Source organism: Brachybacterium sp. EE-P12 (assembly GCF_003711805.1).
In the GTDB taxonomy this organism is placed as follows: Bacteria; Actinomycetota; Actinomycetes; order Actinomycetales; family Dermabacteraceae; genus Brachybacterium.
Genome location: NZ_QXCP01000012.1, coordinates 80,071 through 103,658, shown reverse-complemented (window position 1 = coordinate 103,658; position 23,588 = coordinate 80,071). Strand labels below are relative to the sequence as shown.

17 protein-coding genes are annotated in these 23,588 nt (G+C 71.9%); 12 read left to right on the top strand and 5 right to left on the bottom strand.

Going from position 1 to position 23,588, the window contains the following annotated elements; genetic code table 11:
* The first annotated feature begins 159 nt into the window (after positions 1-159).
* From D1648_RS16420 to D1648_RS16390, 7 genes are all read left to right on the top strand, one after another.
* Positions 160-2,088: a GDSL-type esterase/lipase family protein gene (locus tag D1648_RS16420; protein ID WP_206424831.1), complete on the top strand. Its 1,929-nt coding sequence runs from the start codon at positions 160-162 to the stop codon at positions 2,086-2,088.
* Positions 2,089-2,187: 99 nt separating this feature from the next.
* Complete coding sequence (locus D1648_RS16415; RefSeq protein ID WP_164518779.1) at positions 2,188-4,269, top strand: rhamnogalacturonan lyase; 2,082 nt, start codon at positions 2,188-2,190, stop codon at positions 4,267-4,269.
* A gap of 76 nt (positions 4,270-4,345) precedes the next feature.
* Positions 4,346-7,003, top strand: a complete 2,658-nt coding sequence (locus D1648_RS16410; protein WP_122943899.1) for a Tat pathway signal sequence domain protein — start codon at positions 4,346-4,348, stop codon at positions 7,001-7,003.
* Positions 7,000-7,359, top strand: coding sequence for an L-rhamnose mutarotase (locus D1648_RS16405; RefSeq protein WP_122943667.1), 360 nt, complete (start codon positions 7,000-7,002; stop codon positions 7,357-7,359). Before D1648_RS16410 ends, D1648_RS16405 begins: the two co-directional genes overlap by 4 nt.
* A gap of 20 nt (positions 7,360-7,379) precedes the next feature.
* Entirely contained in the window at positions 7,380-8,717 is a 1,338-nt protein-coding gene (locus D1648_RS16400; RefSeq protein WP_122943666.1) for a BNR-4 repeat-containing protein, read from the top strand.
* Positions 8,718-8,754: 37 nt separating this feature from the next.
* Positions 8,755-9,804: an alpha/beta hydrolase gene (locus D1648_RS16395; protein ID WP_122943665.1), complete on the top strand. Its 1,050-nt coding sequence runs from the start codon at positions 8,755-8,757 to the stop codon at positions 9,802-9,804.
* A gap of 16 nt (positions 9,805-9,820) precedes the next feature.
* A complete protein-coding gene (locus D1648_RS16390; protein ID WP_122943664.1) occupies positions 9,821-10,639 on the top strand; it encodes a sugar phosphate isomerase/epimerase in 819 nt (272 codons plus the stop codon).
* A 12-nt stretch (positions 10,640-10,651) separates the two neighbouring features.
* Here D1648_RS16390 and D1648_RS16385 read toward each other — a convergent pair whose 3' ends face one another.
* From D1648_RS16385 to D1648_RS16365, 5 genes are all read right to left on the bottom strand, one after another.
* Positions 10,652-11,206 carry a hypothetical protein gene (locus D1648_RS16385; protein ID WP_122943663.1) on the bottom strand — a complete coding sequence of 185 codons (555 nt, stop codon included), beginning with the start codon at positions 11,204-11,206 and terminating at the stop codon, positions 10,652-10,654.
* Positions 11,207-11,331: 125 nt separating this feature from the next.
* Entirely contained in the window at positions 11,332-12,267 is a 936-nt protein-coding gene (locus D1648_RS16380) for a carbohydrate ABC transporter permease (protein WP_122943662.1), read from the bottom strand.
* Positions 12,257-13,207: a carbohydrate ABC transporter permease gene (locus D1648_RS16375; protein ID WP_122943661.1), complete on the bottom strand. Its 951-nt coding sequence runs from the start codon at positions 13,205-13,207 to the stop codon at positions 12,257-12,259. The genes D1648_RS16380 and D1648_RS16375 overlap by 11 nt, the downstream gene beginning before the upstream one ends.
* 4 nt (positions 13,208-13,211) lie before the next feature.
* Complete coding sequence (locus tag D1648_RS16370; protein WP_122943660.1) at positions 13,212-14,516, bottom strand: extracellular solute-binding protein; 1,305 nt, start codon at positions 14,514-14,516, stop codon at positions 13,212-13,214.
* A gap of 182 nt (positions 14,517-14,698) precedes the next feature.
* Positions 14,699-16,045, bottom strand: coding sequence for an ABC transporter substrate-binding protein (locus tag D1648_RS16365; protein WP_122943898.1), 1,347 nt, complete (start codon positions 16,043-16,045; stop codon positions 14,699-14,701).
* A gap of 229 nt (positions 16,046-16,274) precedes the next feature.
* On the opposite strand from D1648_RS16365, the gene D1648_RS16360 reads away from it, so the two are divergent.
* The 5 genes from D1648_RS16360 to D1648_RS16340 all read left to right on the top strand — a co-directional run bounded on the left by D1648_RS16360 (position 16,275) and on the right by D1648_RS16340 (position 23,568).
* Complete coding sequence (locus tag D1648_RS16360) at positions 16,275-17,642, top strand: sugar ABC transporter substrate-binding protein (RefSeq protein ID WP_241155552.1); 1,368 nt, start codon at positions 16,275-16,277, stop codon at positions 17,640-17,642.
* Between the two features lie 5 nt (positions 17,643-17,647).
* The gene (locus D1648_RS16355; protein ID WP_122943896.1) at positions 17,648-18,616 is read left to right on the top strand and encodes a carbohydrate ABC transporter permease; all 969 of its coding nucleotides are present in this window, start codon (positions 17,648-17,650) and stop codon (positions 18,614-18,616) included.
* A 5-nt stretch (positions 18,617-18,621) separates the two neighbouring features.
* Positions 18,622-19,533 carry a carbohydrate ABC transporter permease gene (locus D1648_RS16350; protein WP_122943895.1) on the top strand — a complete coding sequence of 304 codons (912 nt, stop codon included), beginning with the start codon at positions 18,622-18,624 and terminating at the stop codon, positions 19,531-19,533.
* Positions 19,533-22,223 (top strand): beta-galactosidase, encoded by a 2,691-nt coding sequence (locus D1648_RS16345; RefSeq protein WP_122943659.1) that lies wholly within the window; start codon positions 19,533-19,535, stop codon positions 22,221-22,223. Before D1648_RS16350 ends, D1648_RS16345 begins: the two co-directional genes overlap by 1 nt.
* A gap of 61 nt (positions 22,224-22,284) precedes the next feature.
* Positions 22,285-23,568 carry an ROK family transcriptional regulator gene (locus D1648_RS16340; RefSeq protein ID WP_122943658.1) on the top strand — a complete coding sequence of 428 codons (1,284 nt, stop codon included), beginning with the start codon at positions 22,285-22,287 and terminating at the stop codon, positions 23,566-23,568.
* The last annotated feature ends 20 nt before the right edge of the window (positions 23,569-23,588 follow it).

The following is a 23,588-nucleotide window of genomic DNA, read 5'->3' as shown; positions in this document are numbered from 1 at the left end:
CCTCCCATCACCCCCGCTCTCTTCCGCCCCCTTCCCGGTTCCCGCGCCGACGCGGGACGCCCTCCCCACCCACCTGGAGCCACGACGATGAGTTCACAGATCCCCTCGCCTGAGACCCCGTACCCGCCTGCGCTCCCCCGGCGTGCGCTCCTGACGGGGATGAGCGCCGCCGCCCTCGGAGCTGCCATGCTCGGCCTGCCGCGCCGCGCCGCAGCGGCCGACGTCGATGCCGAGGCAGGAGGCAAGCGCACCTGGCGCTTCGACTTCGGTCCGGGGGAGGTCGCCCGAGGAGCCACGCAGGTGACGGCGGAGACCGCCTACACGCCCGAGCTCGGGTACGGATTCGACGACACCGCGACGCTGACCGAAGCGGACCGCGGCGGGGACGACCCGCTGCGCGGCGACTTCGTCTCGACCGAGAGCAGCGCGACCTTCCTGGTGGACCTCGAGCCGGGGGACTACCGGATCACCCTGATCTCGGGAGACCCGGCCGGGCCCACCGACATCGCCGTCACCGCCGAGGAGATCGAGAAGATCCCTCCGACCGAGGCCGAAGCGGGAGAGGTGCTCGAGCTCGAGTTCGACCTCGCCCTCGTGTCCGGCCGGCTGGGCCTCACCGTGACGGGCACGGCCGCGCACCTCAACGCCGTGGAGATCGAGGCCCTCCCCGCCCGCCGGCGCGGAAGACGCCCCACCCTGTACCTGCTGGGCGACTCCACGATGCAGACCTACGACCCGTACTGGATGCCCCAGGCCGGCTGGGGGCAGTTCTTCGACCGCTTCCTCAGCGACAGGGTCCTCGTCGACAACCGCTCCATCGGGGGGCGCTCCTCACGCAGCTTCCTCAACCAGGGGCGACTGGACGAGGTGCTCCGTCTGGTGCGCCCGGGCGACTACGTCTACGTGCAGTTCGGCCACAACGACGCGACGTACACGGTTCCCGACAGGTACACGCCGCCCGAGGACTTCCGCGAATACCTGCGCACCTACATCGAAGGCACCAGGCAGCGCGGCGGCGAGGCGATCGTGGTCACCCCGGTGAGCCGACGCGACTTCGACGCCGACACCGGGCGCTTCCGGGTCAGCTTCCCGGAGTATGTCGAGGCAGCGAGATCGATCGCCGACGAGCTCGATGCGCCGCTGGTCGACCTCTCCGCGAGCAGCCGAGAATTCCTCGACGAGATCGGCCCCGAAGGCGCCAGAGAGGTGTTCCTCCATGCCGAGGCCGGCGTCTACCCGAATCGGCCGAACGGGGTCGAGGACGACACCCACTTCCAGGAGTACGGGGCGATCCAGATGGCGAGGCTGGTGGGGCGCGGTACAGCGGAGCTCGGCCTGCGGATCTCCGATCACGTCATGGTCCACAGATCCAGCGGCGCTCCACGCGCGGTGGACGGTCTCGAGCTGGTCCGGGCCTCGGCCTCGACCCTGGAGGTCAGCTGGCCCGCCTCCGAGGACGCGGACACCTACCGCGTCCATCTCGGGCGTGCCGGCGAGGAACCGACCTTCGTCGGCGCAACGGCGGGCACCGAGGCGGCGGTGCACTTCCTCGAGGAGGCCGCCGACTACGAGGTGCGGGTCAGCGCCCAGAACGAGCATGGCGAGGGCCCGCAGGGCCAGGTGCTCGCGGTCTCGACGAGCCAGGCGATCGCCCGCTTCGACATGGGCACGGCGGATTCCCCGGTCGCAGAGGGGTTCATGCAGGTCACACCGGAGACCGAGTACACGCCGGAGCAGGGGTTCGGCCTCGCCGACGCCGGTTCCGTGACCGCGGAGGACCGCGGCGCGGATGCCGGCGACGCTCTCCAGCGCGACCTGCTGCTCGGGCACGGAGGCGCCTACAGCTTCCTGGTCGATCTCCCCGACGGCGCCTGCACCGTCGTGCTCACCGTGGGAGACGCGGCCGGCTCCGCGCGGACGGACATCGCCGTCCAGGGCGAGCAGCGCAGCACCGTCGCCGTCGACGACGGAGTCCGCCAGGTGATCGAGCCCGCCGAGATCGTCGGCGGACAGCTGGTGCTGGACATCAGCGGCAGCGGCGGCCAGCTGAACGGCGTGACCATCGCCGCCGACGGAACGGGGCGGTGAGCATCGGCACCTCTCACCAGCCCCACGGCAGAGCCTTCCGGGCGACGTCCTCCTCATCCCTCCGCTGACCACGACAGATCACCGATGATCGGAGCAACGATGCACCTCCACCCCCGTCCCACCTCGGCAGCCCCCTGCGGCCACCCGTGCTCGTCCTGGGCCGAGGCCGTGCGCCGGCCCGCGGCGCTCCTGCTCGCCCTGCCGCTCGCGTTGGGCACTGCCGGCATCGCCATGATCGAGACGGCCGCCCCCGCCGCGGCCGAGCAGCATGCCTCTGCACCGCTGCAGCGCGATGCCGAACGCCTCGACCGCGGCGCCCTCGGCGTGGTCACCGACGACGGCGTGTTCCTCTCGTGGCGCCTCCTCGGGGACGAATCGATGGACACCCGCTTCCTGGTCTTCCGCGACGGCGAGCAGATCACCGAGGAGCCGATCACCGAGTCGACCAACTTCGTCGACCCGGAGGGGACGGCCGAGAGTGAGTACCGTCTGGCGACGGTCGGCGAGCTCGTCGGCTCGGCGGACTCCGGCACGATCCGCGGCCGCAAGCCGCTCTGGGCGAGCGAGCCCTTCACCCCCTGGGACGAGCAGCACCTCGACGTCCCGCTGGACAAGCCCGCCGGCGGCACCGCACCCGACGGCGTCGAGTACGAGTACCGCGCGAACGACGTGATGACAGCAGATCTCGACGGCGACGGCGAGCTCGAGCTCGTGCTGAAGTGGGACCCGACGAACTCCAAGGACAACTCCCAGGCCGGGGCCACCGGGAACGTCTACTTCGATGCCTACGAGCTCGACGGCACGAAGCTGTGGCGGATCGACATGGGCCCCAACATCCGCGCCGGGGCGCACTACTCGCAGCCCCAGCTGTACGACTTCGACTCCGACGGCAGGGCCGAGCTGATCGTGAAGACGGCCGACGGCACCGTCGACGCCGCCGGCACCGTGATCGGCGACGGCGAGGCCGACCACCGCGACGAAGAGGGCTACGTCCTCGAGGGACCGGAGTTCCTCACCGTGTTCGACGGCGAGAGCGGCACGGCGCTCGACACCGTCGACTACGCGGTGCCGCGCGGGAACGTCGAGGACTGGGGCGACGGCTACGGAAACCGCGTGGACCGCTTCCTCTCCGCGACCGCCTATCTCGACGGCGAGCACTCCAGCGCCGTCTTCGCGCGCGGCTACTACACGCGTGCGACCCTCTGGGCGGTCGACTTCGACGGCGAGGAGCTCAGCACCCGCTGGCTCTTCGACTCCGACGAACCCGGGAACGAGGGCTACGCCGGGCAGGGCAACCACCAGCTCGTCGTCGCCGACGTCGACTCCGACGGGAAGGACGAGATCGTCTACGGCTCGGCGACCATCGACGACGACGGCACCGGGCTCTACACGACGGGCCTGGGCCACGGCGACGCGCTGCACGTCTCCGACTTCGACCCCTCCCGCCCCGGCCTCGAGGTCTTCGCGGTCCACGAGGACATGGGCGCCAGCGGCAACCGCGGCTCGACCTTCCGCGACGCGGCGACCGGGGAGATCCTCTGGTCCGTCCCCGCCACCGAGGACACCGGCCGGGGCGCCATGGCGGACATCGACCCCCGCCACGACGGCGCCGAGGGCTGGAACGTCGGCGACGACGCCGCATGGGACTCCCCGGTCGGCAACCTCCGCTCCGCGGACGGGGAGCTGATCTCCACCGAGATCCCTGCCGCGAACTTCGTGGCCCTCTGGGACGGCGACCTGCTCAGCGAGATCGTCGACCACGAGTTCGACGACGGTCCCCGCGAGGGCGTCCCGACGATCTCGAAATGGGACTACGAGAACGAGGAGCAGATCGAGATCTTCCGTGCCGAGGGCACCCTCAGCAACAACGACACCAAGGGCAACCCCGCGCTGCAGGCCGACCTGTTCGGCGACTGGCGCGAGGAGCTCGTGTTCCGCACCGAGGACTCAGAGGCCTTGCGCATCTACACGACGACGGACGTCACCGAGCACCGGCTGCGCACGCTGATGTCCGATCCGCAGTACCGCCTCGCCATCGCCTGGCAGCACGTCGCCTACAACCAGCCCCCGCACACCAGCTACTTCCTCGGGGAGGGCATGGAGACGCCTCCTGCGCCCGCGCTGCGTTACACGACCCCGGCGCCGGATGACCAGCCGGTCCGCGGCCCCCGCATCTCCTGAGCAGGGCATCGCGCCCCGCGCCGCGCTCCACACCGCACCGCTCGCCACCGAGCTCCCGCCCCGCCGAGAGGACCCCATGACCACCCTCCCCGAGACCGCGATCCACCTGCTCGAGCCACGAGAGGGCACGGCCGCGGTCCCCGTGCAGTGGGGCGTCCCCTGGCCGCAGGGGGCGATGCGCGAGCTGCCCGAGCTGGAGCTCGCGTCCGAGCAGGACGTCCACGCGCTCGACAGCTGGGTCACGGCACGATGGCCCGACGGGTCCGTGAAATGGACCGGGCACGCCGGCACGGCCCCCGCGGGCGAGGCCAGGCTCGTGCAGCGGGAGCCGTCGTCGCAGGCACCGCCTGGAGTGCGGATCGCGCACGGGGAGGACGGGACCATCACTGCCGCCAGCGACCTGCTGCAGGTCGTGGTGGGCCCGGGCGAGGCGGCGATCCGCCGGCTCGTCGTCGACGGGCGCGAGGTCGGCGTGGACGGCCGCATCGTCGCGACCTCGTCGCAGACGCCCCACCCGCAGTCCCCGCGTCGGGAGCACACCGTCCGGACCACCGAGGTCCGCGTCGAACGCGCGGGGGCCGTGCAGGCGGTGCTCCGCCTCGCAGGCCACCACGAGATCGACGGCGAGAGCGTGCTGCCGTTCGTGCTGCGCCTGTACGTCACAGCAGGGTCTCGGCGGATCCGCGCCGTGCACTCGCTCGTCTGGGACGCGGACCCCGAGCGGCTCTTCCTCACCTCGCTCGGCCTGCGGCTGGACGTGCCTCTGCGCGCCGCGCCGTACGACCGGCACGTCCGGCTCGCCGGCAGCTCCGGCGGCTTCCTGGCCGAAGCGGTGCAGGGCGTGACCGGCCTGCGCCGCGACCCGGGGGAGGAGGTGCGCCGCGCCCAGATCGAGGGCCGCCCCACTCCGCCGCTCGAGACGTGGGCGCAGGCCGTCTCGGGCAGGCTCCGCTTCGTGCCCTGCTGGGATGCGTGGACCCTGCGCCAGCTCTCCCCGGACGGCTGCACCGTCGCCAAGCGCACCGACGCGGAGCACCCCTGGGTCGCCGCGCCCGGCGGCACCCGCAGCCGCGGATACGCCTACGTCGGCGACATCCAGGGCGGGATCGGCGCCGGGCTGCGGGACTTCTGGAAGCTCGTGCCCACGCAGCTCGATGTGGAGGGCGCGCGCAGCGGGACCGCCTCGCTGACCGTGTGGATGTACGCACCGAGCGCAGAGCCGATGGACCTGCGCTTCTATCATGACGGGCTCGGGCAGGAGAGCCACGCGGACCAGCTCGACGCCCTCGAGATCACCTACGAGGACTACGAGCCCGGATTCGGGCAGGCGCGCGGCATCGCCCGCACTCACGAGCTGGTGATCGACGCCTTCCCTGAGACACCGTCCGCCGACGAGCTGTCGGCCCTCGCCGCGGCCTGCGCGCTGCCGCCGCAGCCGGTGGTGGCACCCCAGCGGATGCACGCCGCGGGAGTGTTCGGGATCTGGTCGCCGGTGGACCGCTCCACGCCGCAGCGCACCCATCTCGAGGACCGGCTGCAGTTCCTGCGCGAGCACTACCTCCGCGAGGTCGAGCAGCGGCGCTGGTACGGGTTCTGGGACTACGGCGATGTCATGCACACCTACGACCCGGACCGCCACACCTGGCGCTATGACGTGGGCGGATACGCCTGGGACAACTCCGAGCTGTCCCCGGACCTCTGGCTGTGGACGGACTTCCTGCGCAGCGGCGACGCCTCCGTGTTCCGCCTCGCCGAGGCGATGTCCCGTCACACCGGCGAGGTCGACCAGTACCATCTCGGCCCCTTCGCCGGCCTCGGCACCCGCCACAACGTCCAGCACTTCGGATGCAGCGCGAAGCAGCTGCGGGTCTCGAGCGCCGTCTACCGCCGCCATCACTACTTCCTCACGGCCGACGAGCGGGTGGGAGAGCTGCTCGACGAGGTCGCGGCCTCCGAGGAGGCGCTGCTGCGCGTGGACGCGACCCGCAAGGTCCGCACCGACGTGTACTCCCCGGACCGCAGAGCCCTCGCCATCGGACTCGGCACCGATCTCGGCGCCCTGCTCGGTGCCTGGCTGACCGCCTGGGAGCGCCACGGCGACGCCGATGCGCAGCAGAAGATCCGCAGCGCCCTCGCCGGCATCGGTCGCCTCCCGCAGGGCTTCTTCACCGGCGAGGCGCTGTGGGACCTCGAGGAGCGACGCTTCGACACCACCCGCGACCGGATCCAGGTCTCGCACCTCGCGGCCGTGTTCGGGCTGGCCGAGATCGTCCCCGAGCTGCTGGAGCTCGTCGACGATGCCGGCTTCGCCCGGGCCTGGGACGAGTACTGCCGCTACTACCTCGCCACGGGGGAGGAGCAGGCCGAGCGCTTCGGGGCCCCGCTCACCGGGATCTCCCTGATCCCCGCCTACAGCCGACTGCTCGCCCAGCACGCGGCACGGTCCGGCGAGGCCGAGCTCGCGGCCCGGGCCTGGCGCGCCTTCCTGCTGGGCGAGGGCGACCAGGTGAACTCGGACTCGATGGTCGCCCGCGCGGACTGGTCCCTGACCCGCATCGACGGCCCGGAGGTGATGGAGCCGGTCGACGAGGCCGCGTTCGTGGGCACCAACGGCTGCGCGCAGTACGGCCTCTCCGCGATCGCGAACCTCGCCCTGATCGGGGACCACCTCCCCGAGCAGATCCCTTACCTCGGCCCCGACACCCTGCCCGCAGCACCGAAGGAGACCCGATGACCACCCCGGACCTCGCCCACCTGCTCGCCACCACCCCCGCCCGCAGCCCCCACCGCTGCTGCTTCCTGCTGCACGTGCGACCGGAGAAGCTCGCCGAGTACGTCGCCGCGCACCAGGAGGTCTGGACCGAGATGCGGGAAGCCCTTTCCGAGGCGGGCTGGCGCAACTACTCTCTGTTCCTGAGGCCCGAGGACGGGATGGTCGTCGGGTACTTCGAGTCCGATGACGTCGACGCCGCGCAGGACGCTATCGCGCGCGCCGCCGTCAGCCCACGCTGGGAGGCGGCGATGAGCGAGTACTTCGCCCCCGGCGGCGGCGAGAAGCAGGTTCTGCCGCAGTACTTCCATCTCGCATGACGCCCCGAAGGAGCACCCGTATGACGTCCACCGAGCCCGTCCCCCAGGTCCTGAACGACAACGGCGCCTGGTGCTGGTTCCAGGACGAGCGCGCTCTCGTCGATCCCGAGCGCGGGCTGCTCGTCGTCGGCTCGATCGCGTCGGTCGGCGGGAAGGACGGCGACCGCCGCGGCGGCGACCTCGACCTCAACGTCGTCGACCTCGGGAGCGGGGCCGTGCAGGTCGTGACCCTGCACGAGGGCTTCGAGTCCGACGACCACGACGTGCCCGCCCTCTGGCGCCGCCCCGACGGGCGATGGCTCGCCGTGTACGCCCGGCACAAGACCGACGACAGCACCTACTGGCGGGTCAGCGAGCCGCACGACCCCACCCGCTGGGGCGAGGAGCGGGTCTTCGACTGGTCCGAGCTGACCGGTGGCCGGCACGTCACCTACTCCAACCTCCATGAGATCGACGGGCGTCTGCACTGCTTCGTGCGCGCGATCAACGACGACCCCTGCGCCCTGGTCTCCGACGACCACGGCGAGAGCTGGACCTTCGCGGGCAGGCTGTTCGGCCGGGAGAAGGTCGGCTACGTCAACGGCTACGCCCGCTACGCAGAGAGCCCCGAGGGCCTGCACGTGCTGGTCACCGACCACCACCCCCGCGACTTCGACAACTCGATCCATCACGGGATCCTCGCCGCCGGGCGCCTCCACGACTCGGCCGGCCGCGCCCTGGAGGGCGAGCTGTTCGCCGAGCCCGCCCCGAACCAGGACCTGCTCACCACCGTCCTCGAGGCCGGCTCCGAGGTGGGCGGGGCGCGCCTGACCCACGCCTGGACCACCGACATCCGGGTGGTCGACGGCGTGGTCGGCGCGGTGATGACCGCCCGTGCGGACCACCCCGGCTGGCCCGAGGGCGCGCAGATCAGCGGCCCCGACGCGGTGCGCGACGCCGACGGGAACGACGTGCCCGTCCCCGACCTGCGGCTCGTCTACGCGCGCCGCGGCGCCGACGGCACCTGGGCCGTCCACCCCCTCGCCGACGCGGGTCCCGGCCTGCTGCCCCATGAGCAGGACTACACGGGCCTCGCGGCACTCGACCCCTACGACGCCGACGCGCTCGTGCTCTCCACGCCGATCGACCCGCGCGACGGCCGCGCCCTCGCCCATCGGGAGCTGTTCCGCGGCCGCACCGAGGACGCCGGCGCCACCTGGCGGTGGGAGCCGCTCACCGAGGACTCCGCGGGCGACAACCTCCGCCCGATCATCGCCCCCGGCGACCCCGCCACCGAGCACCTGCTCTGGTTCCGCGGCGACATGCGCTCCTCGCAGCACTTCGACTGCGAGGTCGTGCTCGCCTCCCGCCCTCGCTGATGCGCCGGCCCGCCCCGCACCCCCAGGAGACCCGCCGATGACCCCCGCCCCCGCGACCTCGACGACCACCGACCCCGCCGCACCGGTGACCGATCCCGACCCGCACGGCGAGATGCTGCGCCGCCTCGCACGGCTGCGCGGCGCGGAGACCTGGGACGACGTCCCGCCCGCCGCTCGCGAGGCCTGGGAGGCGCCCTACGGCCCGGCCGAGAGCCTCGACCTGCGCATCGAGGAGCGGGAGGCCCGCGGACCCCACGGCATCGTCCCCCTGCGCGTCTACAGCCCGGCAGCCCGCAGCCGTCGGCCTCGCCCCGCCCTGGTCTGGTGCCACGGCGGCTCCTTCCAGCACGGCGATCTCGACATGCCCGAGGCGCACGAGACCGCCCGCCGCGTCGCCGCCCGCGCGGACGCCGTGGTCGTCTCCGTCGACTACCGCCTGTGCGACGAGCCCGCCGAGGCCGGCGGCGCCCGCGCCCGCCGGCTCCCCGGCGAGACCTTCACCGTCCACGCCCCCATCCCCGGGGACGACGTCATGGCCGCCGTGCGCTGGACCCGCTCTATGGCACGGCTGCTCGGCATCGACCCGGCCCGGGTCGCGCTCGGCGGGGCGAGCGCCGGCGGGAACCTCGCCGCCGCCGTCTCCCTGCGTCTGGCCGAAGCGGAGGAGGCCCCGGCGGCGAGCCTGCTGATGTACCCCGTCACCCACCCGCTGAACCCCGAGCCCACCGCCGAGGAAGCCGCGGCGCTCGCCGAGGTGCCGGGCATGTTCCGCTTCCCGTCGGCGACCATGCGGCGCATGGCCGAGGCGTACCTCGGCCGTCCCCTCGAGCAGGCCACCGCCCATGAGTTCCCGGGCCTGGGCACCGCGGAGCAGCTGGCCGTGCTGCCCCGCACCTATCTCGAGGCCGACGAGTACGACGACCTGCGCCTCGGCGCCCGCCGCTACGGCGAGCAGCTCGTCGCCGCCGGCGTCGACGTGCACTACGAGGTGCGCCGCGGCGTCACCCACGGCCACCTCAACAAGCTCGGCCTCCCGCAGGCGGCCGAGTCCTGCGAGGCCATGGCGCAGATCCTGCGCGAGCTCTGAGCCCCCGAGGCCTCCCATGACAGACGCCCCTGCCCCGACCCGCACCCCGTGCCCGCCCCAGCACGGGATCATCGCCGCCCACGCCCGCGCCGAGGAGGTGGCCGCCGCGAGTGCGGACTTCCTCGAGCAGACCGTCGTCGGCTCTCTGCTCCTCGAGGGCGCGGGCGGCACCTGGGCCCCGGCCACCGGGCTCGCCCCCGTGCCGCGGGCGCCGTCCTTCGCGATCCTGTTCCCCGGCGCGGTGAGGGTGTCGGATCCTGCTGTGCCGCTCGAGAAGACCGCCGACTACCTGCGCGGCGCCGTTGCGGCGATCGCCCCGTGGGCGCGGCCGGGAGCGACCGTGGTGCTCGGCAGCGGCGCCTCCCGGCGGATCCCCGAGGGCGTCGACCGCGCCGCCGCCGAGCGCCGCTTCGCGGACTCCGTGCGCACCGCCCGTGACCTCGCGGCGGAGCACGGTCTCGAGGTGCTGCTCGAGCCCCTCCACCAGGGGGAGACCGACCTCGTGAACACCCTCGAGCAGGCCGCCGACTTCCTCGACGCGCACGAGCTGTCCGGGATGCGGGTGGTCGCCGACCTGTTCCACGTCATGCTCGAGCGCGAGAGCTTCGAGACCGTGCACCGCCTCGCCGGCCGCGTGGGACACATCCACGTCGCCGACACCGATCGGCGCCCGCCCGGTCAGGGCGACTGGCCGCTGGGCGAGTTCCTCACCGCCCTGCGGGACGGCGGCTGCGCGGCCCACGTCTCGATCGAGTGCTTCACCTGGCAGGACATCCCCGCCGAGGGCCGCGCCGCGCTCGAGGAGGTGCGCGCCGCCGATCCCGCCGCGTCGTGACCGACGAGGAGCTCAGGCCGGCGCGCCGCGCCACAGCCGGCCGACGCACCACGGGGGCACGCTGAACCCGACGGCGATCGTCAGCGGGGCGAGCAGCCACAGCGGGGAGAGCAGCACGATCAGCGGCGGCGCGAGGAACGCGGCGACAGGCCGGCGTCGCATCAGCACGAGCGCGCCCAGCACCAGATCCCGGCGGTCCGAGGTCTGGTCGCGGGAGGCGGCGGCGACGTAGGCGCTCAGCGCCGCGACCAGCACCCACACCACCGGCGTCAGCGCGCCGACGGCGAACACCCGCAGCGAGGCGTCCAGGTGCGGCAGCACCAGCGCGTTGGCGCCGATCGCCGCCGTGACGCCCAGCAGCAGGAACGAGGCCGGGGCGTCGCGGCGCAGGGTGCGCCGCACATGGCGGAGCGTGGCCCTGAACGCCTCGTCCTCGTGGCGGGCGAGATCGCCGGTCACGCGGGTCGCCCCCGCGAGGGCGGGCACGATGCCGACGACAGTGAGCGCTCCGAGCAGCGCCGCCCAGTTCGTGCTGAGGAAAGCGGCGGGCTTGATCAGGAAGCGCACCAGGCCACGCGCTTCGAGCGGATCCCGTCGGCCGGCCCCGCGCGCCGCTCGGGCGGAGGGGCGCCCGACCATCGGCGCCGGGGAGCCCGGGCGGCCCGGCGAGGCCCGGCGGGCGGCGGCCGGACTCACTTGATCCCCGAAGCCGCGAAGCCGTCCACGAAGTACCGCTGGAAGACGAGGAACAGGATGATCATCGGCACCGCGGCCATCGTCGTCCCGGCCATCAGCAGGTGCCAGTCCGTCGAGGCCTCCTGACGGAACGAGGCGATGCCCACCTGGATCACGCGCAGGTTGTCCGAGGTGGTCACGAGCAGCGGCCACAGGAAGTTGTTCCACCCTGCCTCGAAGCTCAGCAGCGCCACCGTGAGCAGGCCCGGCTTGATCAGCGGGGTCATGATCCGGGCGTAGATCCCGAACTCGCTCACCCCGTCCAGGCGCGCCGCCTCGATCAGCTCGGAGGGGGTGGTGACGTAGAACTGGCGGAAGAGGAACACCATGAACGGGGAGATCGCGCCGGGGACGATCAGCGCCCACCATGTGTCGATCCAGCCCGTGCCGCCCGCGCCGAGGATCGAGTTCCCGCCGAACAGCGGCATGTGGCGCACCATGAGGAACACCGGGATCACGGTCGCGTAGAACGGGATCATGATGCAGGCGACCATCCAGCCGAACACCGCCGGGGCCAGACGGAAGCGCAGCTTCGCCAGCGCGTAGCCGCAGGCCGAGCCGAAGGCGACGTTGAGGACCGCCGCGGCGGTGGCGAGGATCAGGCTGTTGCGGGCGTAGGTCGCGAAGGGGGCGCGCGCGAGCGCGTCGGTGTAGTTCTCCAGCCGCAGGTCCTGCGGGATCAGCGGCATCGGCACCTGCGCCAGCTCCGTGGGGTCGCGTATCGAGGACAGGGCCATCCACAGGAACGGTGCGGCCATCAGCAGCGAGGACAGGATCAGGAAGACGAGGATCGCGGTCGCTCCGAGCCGCTTCTGCCGCCGCATGCTGGTGGTGCGGCCGGAGGCCGACGGATCGGTCCGGGGCAGTGCGGGGGTGAGGGTGTCAGTCGCCATCGGTGCCTCCGACGATCCGGCGGGAGAGGAATGCGAGCACGATCAGGATCAGCAGCAGGATCACCGACTGCGCGTTGGCGAGACCCACACGGAACTCCTGGAACGCGGTCTGGTAGATCCGGTAGGTGACCACCGAGGTGGAGTTCGCAGGCCCGCCCTCGGTGAGGATGTAGATGAGATCGAAGGTCTGGAAGTTCGCGATGAGCGAGGTGATGAGGATGAAGAACGTCGCCGGGCGCAGCATCGGCACCGTGATGCGGTGGAACTTCTGGACGAAGTTCGCGCCGTCGATGTCCGCCGCCTCGTACAGCTGCCCGTCCACGCCCTGCAGGGCCGCCAGGTAGATGAGCATCTTCAACCCGATCCCCTGCCAGATCGTCACCAGGATGACCGCGCCGAGCGCCAGGTCAGGATCGGTGAGGAACGGCAGCGGCCCGATCCCGATCACGCCGAGGATGATGTTCATCAGCCCGTTCTCGGAGGGGTTGTAGATCCACAGCCAGATCATCGCCACCGCCACGGTCGCGGTGATGTGCGGCAGGAACACCATCACCCGGAACACGCCGCGCCCGGGGAGCGCCCGGTTCAGCAGCGTCGCGAACACCAGCGCCAGCAGCATCGAGATAGGGATGCCGATCGCGGCGATGAGCACGTTGTGCCACACGGAGCGCCAGAACAGGCCGTCGGTGAAGATCGTCGCGTAGTTCTCCAGGCCCGCGAACTCCGGCGGATGGATGATGTCGTAGGCGGTGAAGCTCAGGACGATCGCGACCACGATGGGCACGCCGATCCAGAGCAGGGTGTGGAGTGTCGCGGGGGCGGCCAGCAGCAGCCCCCAGCGCTTCTCCGCGGCGCGCACGGTGCTGCGGCGGGGGACGGGGGCCCGGTGTGCGGCAGGGGCGTCGGCCGGGGGCGGGGTGGGGTGCGTCGAAGTGCTCATCGGCTCAGATCCTGCTGATCGCGCCGTCGCACAGCGCCTTCATGTCCTCGAGCGTCGCGGGGACGCTCGACTTGCCGGTCAGGCACGACTCGACGATGCCGTCGAGATTCGTGCGGACCTCCATGTAGGCGGCGCTGCCGCCCTCGGTCGCGCCCGCGTAGGGGAGGTTCTCGAGCCCGAACTGGGTGAGCGCGTTGGACTCGATCTCCTCGTCGGGCGGGATGTCGGGGGTGGGCGGCACCTTGCCCATCGCGGAGTTGCCGATGCCGAGGTACTCGGGATCGAGCATGTGCTTCATGAAGGCTCCTGCGGCGTCCTTGTTCTTCGACAGGCTCGAGATCGAGATGAACGTGCCGCCCTGGAACATCACCGGGTCGCCGCCGGCGCCGGGCGGCATGAGGAAGAGGCCGACCGCGCCGTCCTCGCACAGCTCGGGGGACATCTGCGACCAGGTCACCCAGTTGCCGGTGGCGACGAGCGACATCGCGGCCTTCTTCTGCTGGAACGGGGAGGGCTGACCTTCGGCGGCGCGCAGGTCGTAGTTGATCGATCCCTCTGCCATGCGGTCGAGCATCCACTGCAGCGCCAGCCGGCCCGGCTCCTCGTGGAGCATCGGGGTCATGCCGTCCTCGCTGAACATCCGGCCGCCGAAGGCGTAGAGGAGGAACACGAAGGCCTGCCGCGCGCTGCCCGCGCTGCCGGAGAGGTAGTCCAGCCCCACCATGCCGTCGCCGGTGAGCTCGAGCGCGATCTCGGCGAGCTCGTCCATCGTCGCGGGAGGCTCCTCGATGCCCTTGGCGGCGAACGCCTCGGGGTGGTAGCCGAGGAAGCGCAGGTCCAGGGCCTGGGGGAGGGAGTAGTACTTCCCCTCGAACCGGGTGGAGACCAGCACCGACTCGTCGAATCCGAGGGACTCGATGAAGTCGGCGGGGATCTCCGCGAAGATCCCCTTCTCCGCGAAGGGCTGGGTCCAGCCCACCCCGGTCATGATGAGGTCGGCGATGATCCCGCCGGCGATGCCGGTGGAGATCTTCTCGTTGAGCTTGTTCCAGTCGACCTGGTCCACGGAGACGGACACCCCGGTGCGCTCGGTGAACGGGGCGATGATCTCCTCGTCCAGGGGTGCCCGGGCGTCACCTACGAAGTCCGGGGTCAGCAGGCTGATCGCCCCGGAGAGCGTGGACTCGTCGGCCTCGAGGTCGACGGGCTCCTCGGGGTCCATCTCGCCGCCGGCCCCGCAGGCGGCGGCGCCGATGCCGGTGGCCGCGGCCGCGGAGGCCGCGAGCACGGAGCGTCGGGAGATCTGCATGGTCTTCCTCTCGGCTCTCCCCGAGGCGTCGGTGCCTCGGGTCCTGGATCCCGGGCGGCAGTGCCTCGGGTCCTGCGTCCGGGGCGTCGGTGCCCCGGCGGACGTGGCGACAGGCAACCTCACTCCTGACGGGAGGGGTGCGAGTTGCCGTGGGTTGCCTGGATTCCCTCGGATGTGAGCGTTCAGGAGCTCGGCTGCATGCCCTCCAGGGCCGTGAGGATCTGCTGCGCGGCATCGGCCGCATCGGTGTTCCCGAAGTAGAAGTCCTGGCTGATGCGGGTGAGCTCGTCCCCGAAGCCCACACCCTCCGCGGGCGTGACCCGAGGAGCGGGGGAGACCTCGGCCTGCATGTCGCGGGCGAAGTCCAGGCAGATCCGCTCGATGTCGTCCAGCTCGCCCTCGATCGCGTCCTGCACCTCGGGGAACGCGGTCACGCCGCGCTCGATCTTGAGCGCCTTCGCCGCATCGAGGTCCTTGAGCAGGAAGTCCATCAGCACCCCCGCGCTCTCGGCGACCGCGCTGCCGGCGGCGATCGACCAGTACATCGACGCCTTGTTCACCATCTGGTGATCGCCTGCGGTGCGCGCGGGCAGGCGCAGCAGGTTCATCGTCGCGCCCGAGGCGCTCGCGAAGGTCTGCACCTGGGTGTGGAACTGGAAGTGGAGCACGGCGCGGCCGGTGCCGAACCGGCCGCCCTCCACGCCCGCCCCGAAGTCCTCGATCTGGGCGTCGGCGCCCGGCGCGGCGCCCGACTCGATGAGGGACTGGGAGAACTCGAGCCAGGAGCGGATCGTCTCGAGGCTCACGAGCGTCTCTCCCTCGCGAGGGAACACCTGCTCGCCGGACTGCCGCGCCCAGGCGTGCAGCTCCGCCGCGCCCTGGCCGAACATGTCGACGCCGACGACGTCCTGATCCCTGCCCCATTCGCTGAGCGCGGCGGCGGCCTCGCCGAACTGCTCCCAGGTCCACTCCGTGTCCGCCGGGAGCTCGACGCCGGACTCGGCCAGCAGGTCCTCGTTCACGCCGACGGAGAAGATGCCGATGCCCAGCGGCGCCCCGACGAGCGTCCCGTCGGCGAGGCGGCCCGTGTCCAGCACCTTCGCGTCCATCTGCGAGAGGTCCAGGGTGTCGCCGAGCGACTCGAGGTCCAGCAGGGCGCTGCGGGTCCCGTAGGAGTCGATGTACGCCTCGTCCATCTGCAGCAGGTCGGGGGAGTCCCCGCCCGAGGTCTGCGTGGCGAGCTTGTCCCAGTAGCCGGTCCACTCGCTGTACTCGGGGTGCACCTCGAAGTCCGTGTTCTTCTCGGCGAAGATCTCGAGCGCCTCCTTCGTGAGCCCGAGCCGCAGGTCGCCGCCCCACCAGTAGATGCGCACGTCCCCGGTCCCGCCCTCCCCGCCGCTCCCCGTGTCGGCGGTGTTCGGGCCGCAGGAGGCGAGGGCGGGGATCGCGCCCGCGGCGGCGAGCAGGGCGAGCGTACGGCGTCTGGTGAAGGACGGACGGCGGAGGGACTCCGGCTGCGTGGTGGACATGGGGGCCTCCCAGGTGAGCGTCATCGCCCGGTCGTGAGGATGGGATGTGCCGACCAGGATGGGAAAACGCTAGCCTGCGCGGTGGTCCGGCGCGACCCCTCGAGACGAGTTCGTGACCGAGAGGCCTCGACAAGCCTTATCGCAAGGGTTAACGTAAGTCTCGTCACGTCGGGTGCGCGCCGGTGCGCACCTCTCGCCGGAGCCGCTGAGGACCCGGGGAGCGCAGTGCGTGACCATCACGAAAGGCACGACGATGAGCCGCATCCCCGCCCCCCGCTCCTCCCGACGACCGGCTCCCTCCCGACGCGGCCTCCTGGCCGGGATGGGCGCCGTCGGCGCCGCCGCGGGCCTCGCCGCCTGCGGAGGCGGCTCCAGCAGCGCCGGCGGCGTCCCGGAATCCGACGAGGACCACACCTCCTTCGTGATGACCGTATGGGGCGGCGAGGAGGACAAGAACGCCTACCAGGCCCGGATCGACCTGGCCAAGGAGAAGTTCCCCGACTACGACATCACCCTGCAGCTCATCCCCTCCGAGAACTACGAGCAGAAGGTCCAGACGATGATCTCGTCGAAGACCGGGCCCGACATCATGCAGGTTGCGGAGAACGTCAACGTCTACGCCTCCAAGAAGCAGCTGGTCCCGATCGACGAGCTGCTGGCCGAGGCGGGCCTCGACCTCGAGGAGACCTTCGGCCCCGTCGGCGCGAACTACACCTGGGACGGCGCCACCTACGGGGTCCCGGACCGCTCCGGCGCGATGGTCCTCTACTACAACAAGGACCTCTTCGACGAGGCCGGCGTCGACTACCCGAGCGCCGACTGGGACTGGGACGACTTCCTCGAGGCCGCGAAGGCGCTCACCGACCCTGACAAGGGGCAGTTCGGCTACGGCGGCGTGGGCTGGTGGCCGCAGTGGTTCTCCCTCGTCGCCCAGAACGGCGGCAACGTGCTGGACCCCGAGACCGGCGCGCCCGGCGTCAACTCGCCCGAGGCCGTCGAGGCGCTGCAGTTCGCCCACGACCTCTACTTCACCCACGAGGTCGCCCCCACCGAGGTGGACTACTCGAACATGGGCCCCGAGATGGGGGCCGACGGCGCCTTCCAGCAGGGGCTCGTGGCGATGAATTCCACCGGCTTCTGGGCCGTCGGCGGCAATGCCGCGATCGAGGGTCTGAACTGGGACATCGCCCCGTTCTTCCACGGCGCCCAGAGCGCTGTCAGCGCCTTCGGCTCGGCGCTGGTGATCCCCACCGCGGCGAAGAACCCCAAGGGATCCTTCGAGATCATCCAGTTCCTCACCTCGCTCGAGGGACAGACCCCCATCGCCGACAAGGGCCAGGACGTCCCGGCGAACCTCGAGCTGCAGGGCAGCGACGCCTTCCTCGACCCCGACTGGCTCGAGGCGGACGTGAACCTGCAGGCCTTCCCCGACTCGGCGGACATGATCTTCACACCGAAGTTCATCCCCGAGTGGAACGAGATGCAGAAGGCGATCGACGACGCGATGGCCGCCTTCTGGCTCGGCGATGCCGACGCCCAGACCACCGCCGACGACCTCCAGGGCCGCCTCGAGCGGATCATCAAGCCCTCGGAGTGAACGCGATGACCTCCACCGCTCTCGAGCCGCCCGCCGTCGGGGAGCCCGCGCCCCGTCGGCGCCAGGCGACGCGGCAGAAGCTGACCGCGCACCGTCGCAAGGAGGCGCTGACCTTCTACCTGTTCATCTCCCCGTGGGTGATCGGGTTCGTCGTCTTCCTGCTCGGGCCGATGCTGTTCTCGATCTACCTCTCGTTCACCGAATGGGACTCGTTCACGGCCCCGGTCTGGGTGGGGCTGGACAACTACATCACCCTGCTCACCGACGACCCGATCTTCATGAAGGTCATGGGCAACACCGCGTACTACTCGCTGATCTCGGTGCCGCTGGGCATGGTGGTCTCGCTGTTCATCGCGAACCTGCTCAACAAGAAGGTGCGCTTCCGCAAGCTGTTCCGCACCCTGGTGTACCTCCCGCACCTCATCCCGATCGTGGCGGTCGCGCTCATCTTCCAGATGGTCTTCGCCCCCGAGGCCGGACCCCTGAACCAGGCGCTCGCGCTGATCGGGATCGACGGCCCGAACTGGCTGATGGACGCCTCCTGGGTCAAGCCCGCGCTGATCCTCATGTCGCTGTGGCAGGCCGGCGGCGGCACGATCCTGCTGCTGGCCGGGATGAACGGGATCCCCAAGGAGCTCTACGAGGCCGCCGAGATCGACGGGGCCTCCGGCTTCCGCCAGTTCTGGTCGGTGACCTTCCCACAGCTCACCCCGGTGATCTTCTTCAACCTGATCATGGGCATCATCGGCTCCTTCCAGGTGTTCGCGCAGGTCTTCATCCTCACCGGCGGCGGGCCGGACAACGCCAGCCAGATGGCCGTGCCGATGCTCTTCGACGAGGCCTTCCGCTTCTACCACATGGGATACGGCTCGGCGATCGCCTGGATCCTGTTCGTGGTGATCATGGCCTTCACCGCCCTCGCCTTCGCGACCTCCGGACGCTGGGTGTTCTACGAATCGGAGGTGCGCCAGTGAGCGCCATGACCCCCGCCCCCACCGCGCCGGCACCGGTCGCCGGGCGGACTCGGCCGCCCCGGCCCCGCACCCTCAGCGCCTTCCGCAGCGGGCCGCTCACCTACGGCCTGCTGGTGATCCTCTCGGCGATCTTCACGATCCCGCTGGTGTTCGTGGTCTCGATCGCGCTGTCCTCGGACACGACCGTCTCCACCGGACAGCTGTCCATCCTCCCGCGCGACTTCGAGTTCTCGAACTTCGTGGACATCTTCCGCACCAGCCTGCCGGTGGGGTCGTTCCTCGTGAACTCGGTGATCATCGCGGTCTCCTCGGCGATCGGCCAGGTGCTCTCGAGCTCTCTGGTCGGCTACGCCTTCGCGCGCCTGCGCGCCCCGGGCAAGCGGCCGCTGTTCTTCGTGGTCATCGCGACGATGATGATCCCCGCCCAGATCACGATGATCCCGCAGTTCTGGATCTTCTCGCAGCTGGGCTGGATCGACACCTTCCTGCCGCTCATCGTGCCGCAGTTCTTCTCCAACGCCTTCAACATCTTCCTGGTGCGGCAGTTCGTCACCCGCATCCCCTACGAGATGGACGAGGCCGCCTCGATCGACGGGCTCGGGTTCTTCGGGATCTACGCCCGGCTGATCCTGCCGATGATGACCCCGATCCTCATCGCGATCGCGATCTTCACGCTCACCGCGATGTGGGGCGACTTCATGGGCCCGCTCATCTACATCAACTCCGAGGACAAGATGCCGCTCGCGCTCGGCGTGCAGTATCTGACCTCCACCAGCCAGGAGCTGCAGACACCCCCGTGGAACCTCATCATGGTCGGCTCGATCTTCTTGTCCCTGCCGATGATCATCATCTACTACTTCGGCCAGAGGTACATGTACGAGATGAACCTGTCCGCCGGCAGCGCGGGGGTGAAGTGATGGCCTCCTCGCTCGAGCTCTCCGCCGGCAGCCTGCTGCTGGACGGCACCCCGTCGGTGCTGCTGTGCTCCTCGGTGTTCCCCTTCCGGATCCCGCCCGCGCAGTGGGCGCACCGCCTCGACCTCGTGCGGGACTCCGGCTACCGGATGATCGACCTGTACGTGCACTGGGGCTTCCACGAGCCGCTCCCCGGCCAGATCGACCTCACCTCCCCGGAGCGGGACCTGCAGCGCTTCCTCGACCTCGCCGCCCAGCGCGACCTGCTGGTCATGGCGCGGCCGGGACCGTACATCTGCTCGGAGACCGACGGCGGCGGCCTGCCGTGGTGGCTGCACGGCGACGCCCCCGGCGCCCCGGCCGCGCTGCGCACCGCCGATGCGGACTATCTCGCCGCCGTGGATCGCTGGTTCGATGCCGTCATGCCGATCCTCGCCGAGTCGCAGCTGACGCGCGGAGGGCCGGTCGCGCTGGTGCAGATCGAGAACGAGCTGGACTTCTTCGACTGCCCGGACCCCGAGGAGTACATGACGCATCTGGCCGAGCGCACCCGCGCGCACGGCATCGAGGTGCCGATCATCGCCTGCGCCGGGCAGGGCGAGCTCGCCGGCGCCTCCGGCGACGCCCCGGCCGTGGTGCCCACGGTGAACCTGTACCCCGACGACGCCGCACCCTCCTTCGACGAGGAGACCCGCCACTACGCCCGGGCCCTCGCCGAGCGCGACCTGCCGCTCATGGTCACCGAGACGAACCGGCTGCACCGGACGCTGCGCCGCGAGATCCTCGCCGGGGCCCGCCTGGTCGCCCCGTACCTGCAGACCTCCGGCTTCGACCATCTGGTGCTGCCCTCGGCGGGGAACTGGGGCGACCCCGGGAACCTCATGACCCACGACTACGACTTCGACGGCTACGTCAGCCCGGACGGACGGCGCAGGCCCGAGTACGACGAGGCGATCGCGCTCGGCGCGACCCTCGCCGCCTGGGGCGAGCGGCTCGCCACGGCGCACCCGCGGCCGCTGCCGACGGACCGGATCGCCGGCATCGCCACCGGAGGGGCGCTCGCCCTGGACGGCGGCGGGACCCTGCTCGGCCCGGCCGAGCTCACGGGCCTCGACACCCCGGTGCATCTCACCTCGGCAGACCTCGACGCGGTCGTCCCGGCCGGGACCTGCCCCTTCTGGGCGCTCGAGGTGCCGCTGCACCCCTGGGGGGCGCAGGGCGTCCTCGACGTCGCGACCGCAGAGCTCGTCGGCGTCGAGCGGACCGACGGGGTCCTCGTCCTCACCTTCGAGGGCGGGCCCGAGGCGGCCGTCGCGCTCACCCTGCCCGTCGCCGACGGCGGGTCCGAGCAGCTGCGCCGCACCGGCCCGGGGGAGAGCAGCTCCCGCCACGCCCTCGACCCGGTGCGTGTGGTCGTGCATGAGAGGGGCGGCAGCCGCGCCGACCCCGAGCCCGCTCGCCGCCCCGCCACGGGCAGGATGATCGCCCTGGGCGCGACGCCCGAGGGCGGGATCGATGCGGCGGGCACGGAGCACGATCCGGCCCCGGGCCTGCGCGGCGCCGAGGCGCTCGGGCTCGCCGACGGCCGGCTGCGCGCCGAGCTCGAGCTGTCCGCCGCGGCGCAGGAGGTGCTGCTGCTCGGCGCCGCCGATCTCGTGCGCCTCACGCTCGACGGCGTCGACCACGGAGCGCACGTCGCCCACGGCGCGCCGCTCGGCCTGCCGCTCGCCCCGGGCGCCTCCCACCGCCTGCGCGTGGACGCCGAGATCTGGGGCCGGGCCAACTTCGACGACGCGCGCCGTCCCGCTCTCCGTCTCGGGGCGGGGCGGGGGGCCGGCACCGTGCTCGAGGTGCGCGGCATCGACGACGTCACCGACCTGTGGGAGGTGCGGGAGCTGCCCGACCGGCGCGCCGACGGCGTGCTCGCGAGCCCGCCGCTGCGGGGCCTCGGCGGCTGGTCCAGCGCGAACCCCGGCTCCTGGACGCTCTACGCCCGCACCCTGACCCTGCCCGGCGGCGGGGAGCGTGCCGCGCTGCGCCTGCAGGACCTGGCCGTGCCGGTGCGGGTCGCCGTGCAGGACGGTCCCGAGCAGCTGGTCGTCCGCGAGGCTCCCGTCGTGCTCCTGCCCGAGGGGGAGGGCAGCGTCGAGGTGCGCGTGCGTGCACCGCACGTCCCGGGCGGCCTGCTCGCTCGCATCGAGCTGCTCACCACGGCGGTGCCGGTGCTGCGCTCGCTGCGCACCACCAGCGAGGCGCAGCTCGCCGCGCGCGTCCAGGAGCTCGCCGACGGGGCCGGGGAGGCCCCGTCCTCGCAGTCGGCCGACGCCCGGACCGTCGGATCCCGGTCACCCGGTCCGACCGGGCTGCGGCCCGTCGCCTCGCCGCCCGTGGGGCCGCTCCGCATCGGGGCCGGCACGCCGGTGCTGCTGCGGCTCGACCCGCTCGCGGGCGAGGGCGGCGAGCTGCTCGAGCTCGACGGCGAGGACGTCGAGATCACGGTGATCAGCGGGGGCCGACGGGTCTCGCGCCACGTCCTCGGACGGTCCGCGGTCGCGGGCGGCGACGCCCACCGCGCATGGGTGCCCGCCTCGTGGACGCGGGACGAGGGCTCGGGCCCGCTGCTGCTCGTCGAGGCGACCGCCCCCGGAGGCGGTATGTTCAAGGGCGCGCAGCGGGCCAGGACCGACCGCTGAGCGCGAGCTGACGAGGGCGTCCCGCCGTGGAGAGGCGGGATGTCCCAGGACGGGAGGGCCGGTGGCCGCGAAGTCGTCGAAGGACATCCGCAGCGAGAGCCGCTTCATGGTGCTGCGGACCGTCTACGTGCACGGCACGGTCACGCGCGCCCAGGTGAGCGCCGAGACCGGGCTCAGCCCGGCCACCGTCACCACCCTCGTCGGCGAGCTCGTCGACGAGGGCGTGCTGCGCGAGGCCGGGCAGATCTCCTCGCAGGGCGGGCGGCCCACCGCGACCTTCCAGGCGAACCCGCAGCGCGGCGCCCTGCTCGCGGTCGACGTCGCCGAGACCTACGTGCGGGTCGACCTGTTCGACACCTCCTTGGACCGCCTGGACCAGGAGCGCCTCGAGATCCCGCAGGTCGCGCACACCATCGAGTCCGTCGCCGCGCACATCGGGGACTGCCTCGAGCGCCTGCGGCAGCGACATCCCGGCCTCGAGCGGTCGCTGCTCGGGGCGGGGATCTCCCTGCCGGGCCAGGTCGATCCGGTGCGCGGGGTGGATGTCTTCGCCCCCAACTGGGGGTGGCACGAGGTGCCGCTCATGGCGGCGCTCGAGGCGGCGGTGCCCGTGCCCGTCCGGATCGACAACCCCCTGATGGCGCTCGCCACGGGCGAGCTGTGGTTCGGCGCGGGCCGCCGCTTCCGCCAGTTCGTCGCGGTGAACCTCGGCACCGGCGTCGGGGCCGGGATCATCGTCGACGGGCAGCTGCTGCGCGGCCGCGGGAACTCGGCCGGGGAGTGGGGCCACACCACGCTCATCTGGGGTGGGCGGGCGTGCCGCTGCGGCCGCTCGGGCTGCATCGAGGCCTATGTGGGCGTCGAGGGGATCCGGGCCACCCTCGCGGAGATCTCCTCCGAGCACGAGCTGCTCGCCGTCCCCCATCACCGCGACTTCATCGAGCGGCTGATGCGGGCGGAGGCCGCAGGGGACGATGCCGCGCGCGAGGCCCTGATGCGCACGGGCGACCATCTCGCCGCGGGCATCGGGAACCTCGTGAACCTGCTGAATCCCGAGCACGTCTCGGTGCTCGGCTGGATCACCCGCTACGCGGGTTCGGAGCTGCAGCAGCGCGTGCGGGACCGGATCGCGCAGGAGTGCCTGCCCGGCCCGGCCGGCACCGTCGGCATCGAGTTCACGGAGGCCGACGGCGAGGGCGTGAGCCTCGGCATGGCCGTGCTCGCCCTTGAGGCGTTCCTCGAACGAGTGGGGCTCCCGAGTCCGTCGAGCCCCTCGGCCCCGGCGCCGAGCACGGGACCTGAGCGGCCCCGGACCGGCTGGGCGGTCCCCCACGCGGGGCGCTGAAGGGACCGCCCGGCGTCGCC

Coding starts and splice junctions, on each gene's coding strand:
- D1648_RS16420 (WP_206424831.1), top strand. CDS start 160: ATGAGCGCCGCCGCCCTCGGAGCTGCCATGCTCGGCCTGCCGCGCCGC.
- D1648_RS16415 (WP_164518779.1), top strand. CDS start 2,188: ATGCACCTCCACCCCCGTCCCACCTCGGCAGCCCCCTGCGGCCACCCG.
- D1648_RS16410 (WP_122943899.1), top strand. CDS start 4,346: ATGACCACCCTCCCCGAGACCGCGATCCACCTGCTCGAGCCACGAGAG.
- D1648_RS16405 (WP_122943667.1), top strand. CDS start 7,000: ATGACCACCCCGGACCTCGCCCACCTGCTCGCCACCACCCCCGCCCGC.
- D1648_RS16400 (WP_122943666.1), top strand. CDS start 7,380: ATGACGTCCACCGAGCCCGTCCCCCAGGTCCTGAACGACAACGGCGCC.
- D1648_RS16395 (WP_122943665.1), top strand. CDS start 8,755: ATGACCCCCGCCCCCGCGACCTCGACGACCACCGACCCCGCCGCACCG.
- D1648_RS16390 (WP_122943664.1), top strand. CDS start 9,821: ATGACAGACGCCCCTGCCCCGACCCGCACCCCGTGCCCGCCCCAGCAC.
- D1648_RS16380 (WP_122943662.1), bottom strand. CDS start 12,267: ATGGCGACTGACACCCTCACCCCCGCACTGCCCCGGACCGATCCGTCG.
- D1648_RS16375 (WP_122943661.1), bottom strand. CDS start 13,207: ATGAGCACTTCGACGCACCCCACCCCGCCCCCGGCCGACGCCCCTGCC.
- D1648_RS16370 (WP_122943660.1), bottom strand. CDS start 14,516: ATGCAGATCTCCCGACGCTCCGTGCTCGCGGCCTCCGCGGCCGCGGCC.
- D1648_RS16365 (WP_122943898.1), bottom strand. CDS start 16,045: ATGTCCACCACGCAGCCGGAGTCCCTCCGCCGTCCGTCCTTCACCAGA.
- D1648_RS16355 (WP_122943896.1), top strand. CDS start 17,648: ATGACCTCCACCGCTCTCGAGCCGCCCGCCGTCGGGGAGCCCGCGCCC.
- D1648_RS16350 (WP_122943895.1), top strand. CDS start 18,622: ATGACCCCCGCCCCCACCGCGCCGGCACCGGTCGCCGGGCGGACTCGG.
- D1648_RS16345 (WP_122943659.1), top strand. CDS start 19,533: ATGGCCTCCTCGCTCGAGCTCTCCGCCGGCAGCCTGCTGCTGGACGGC.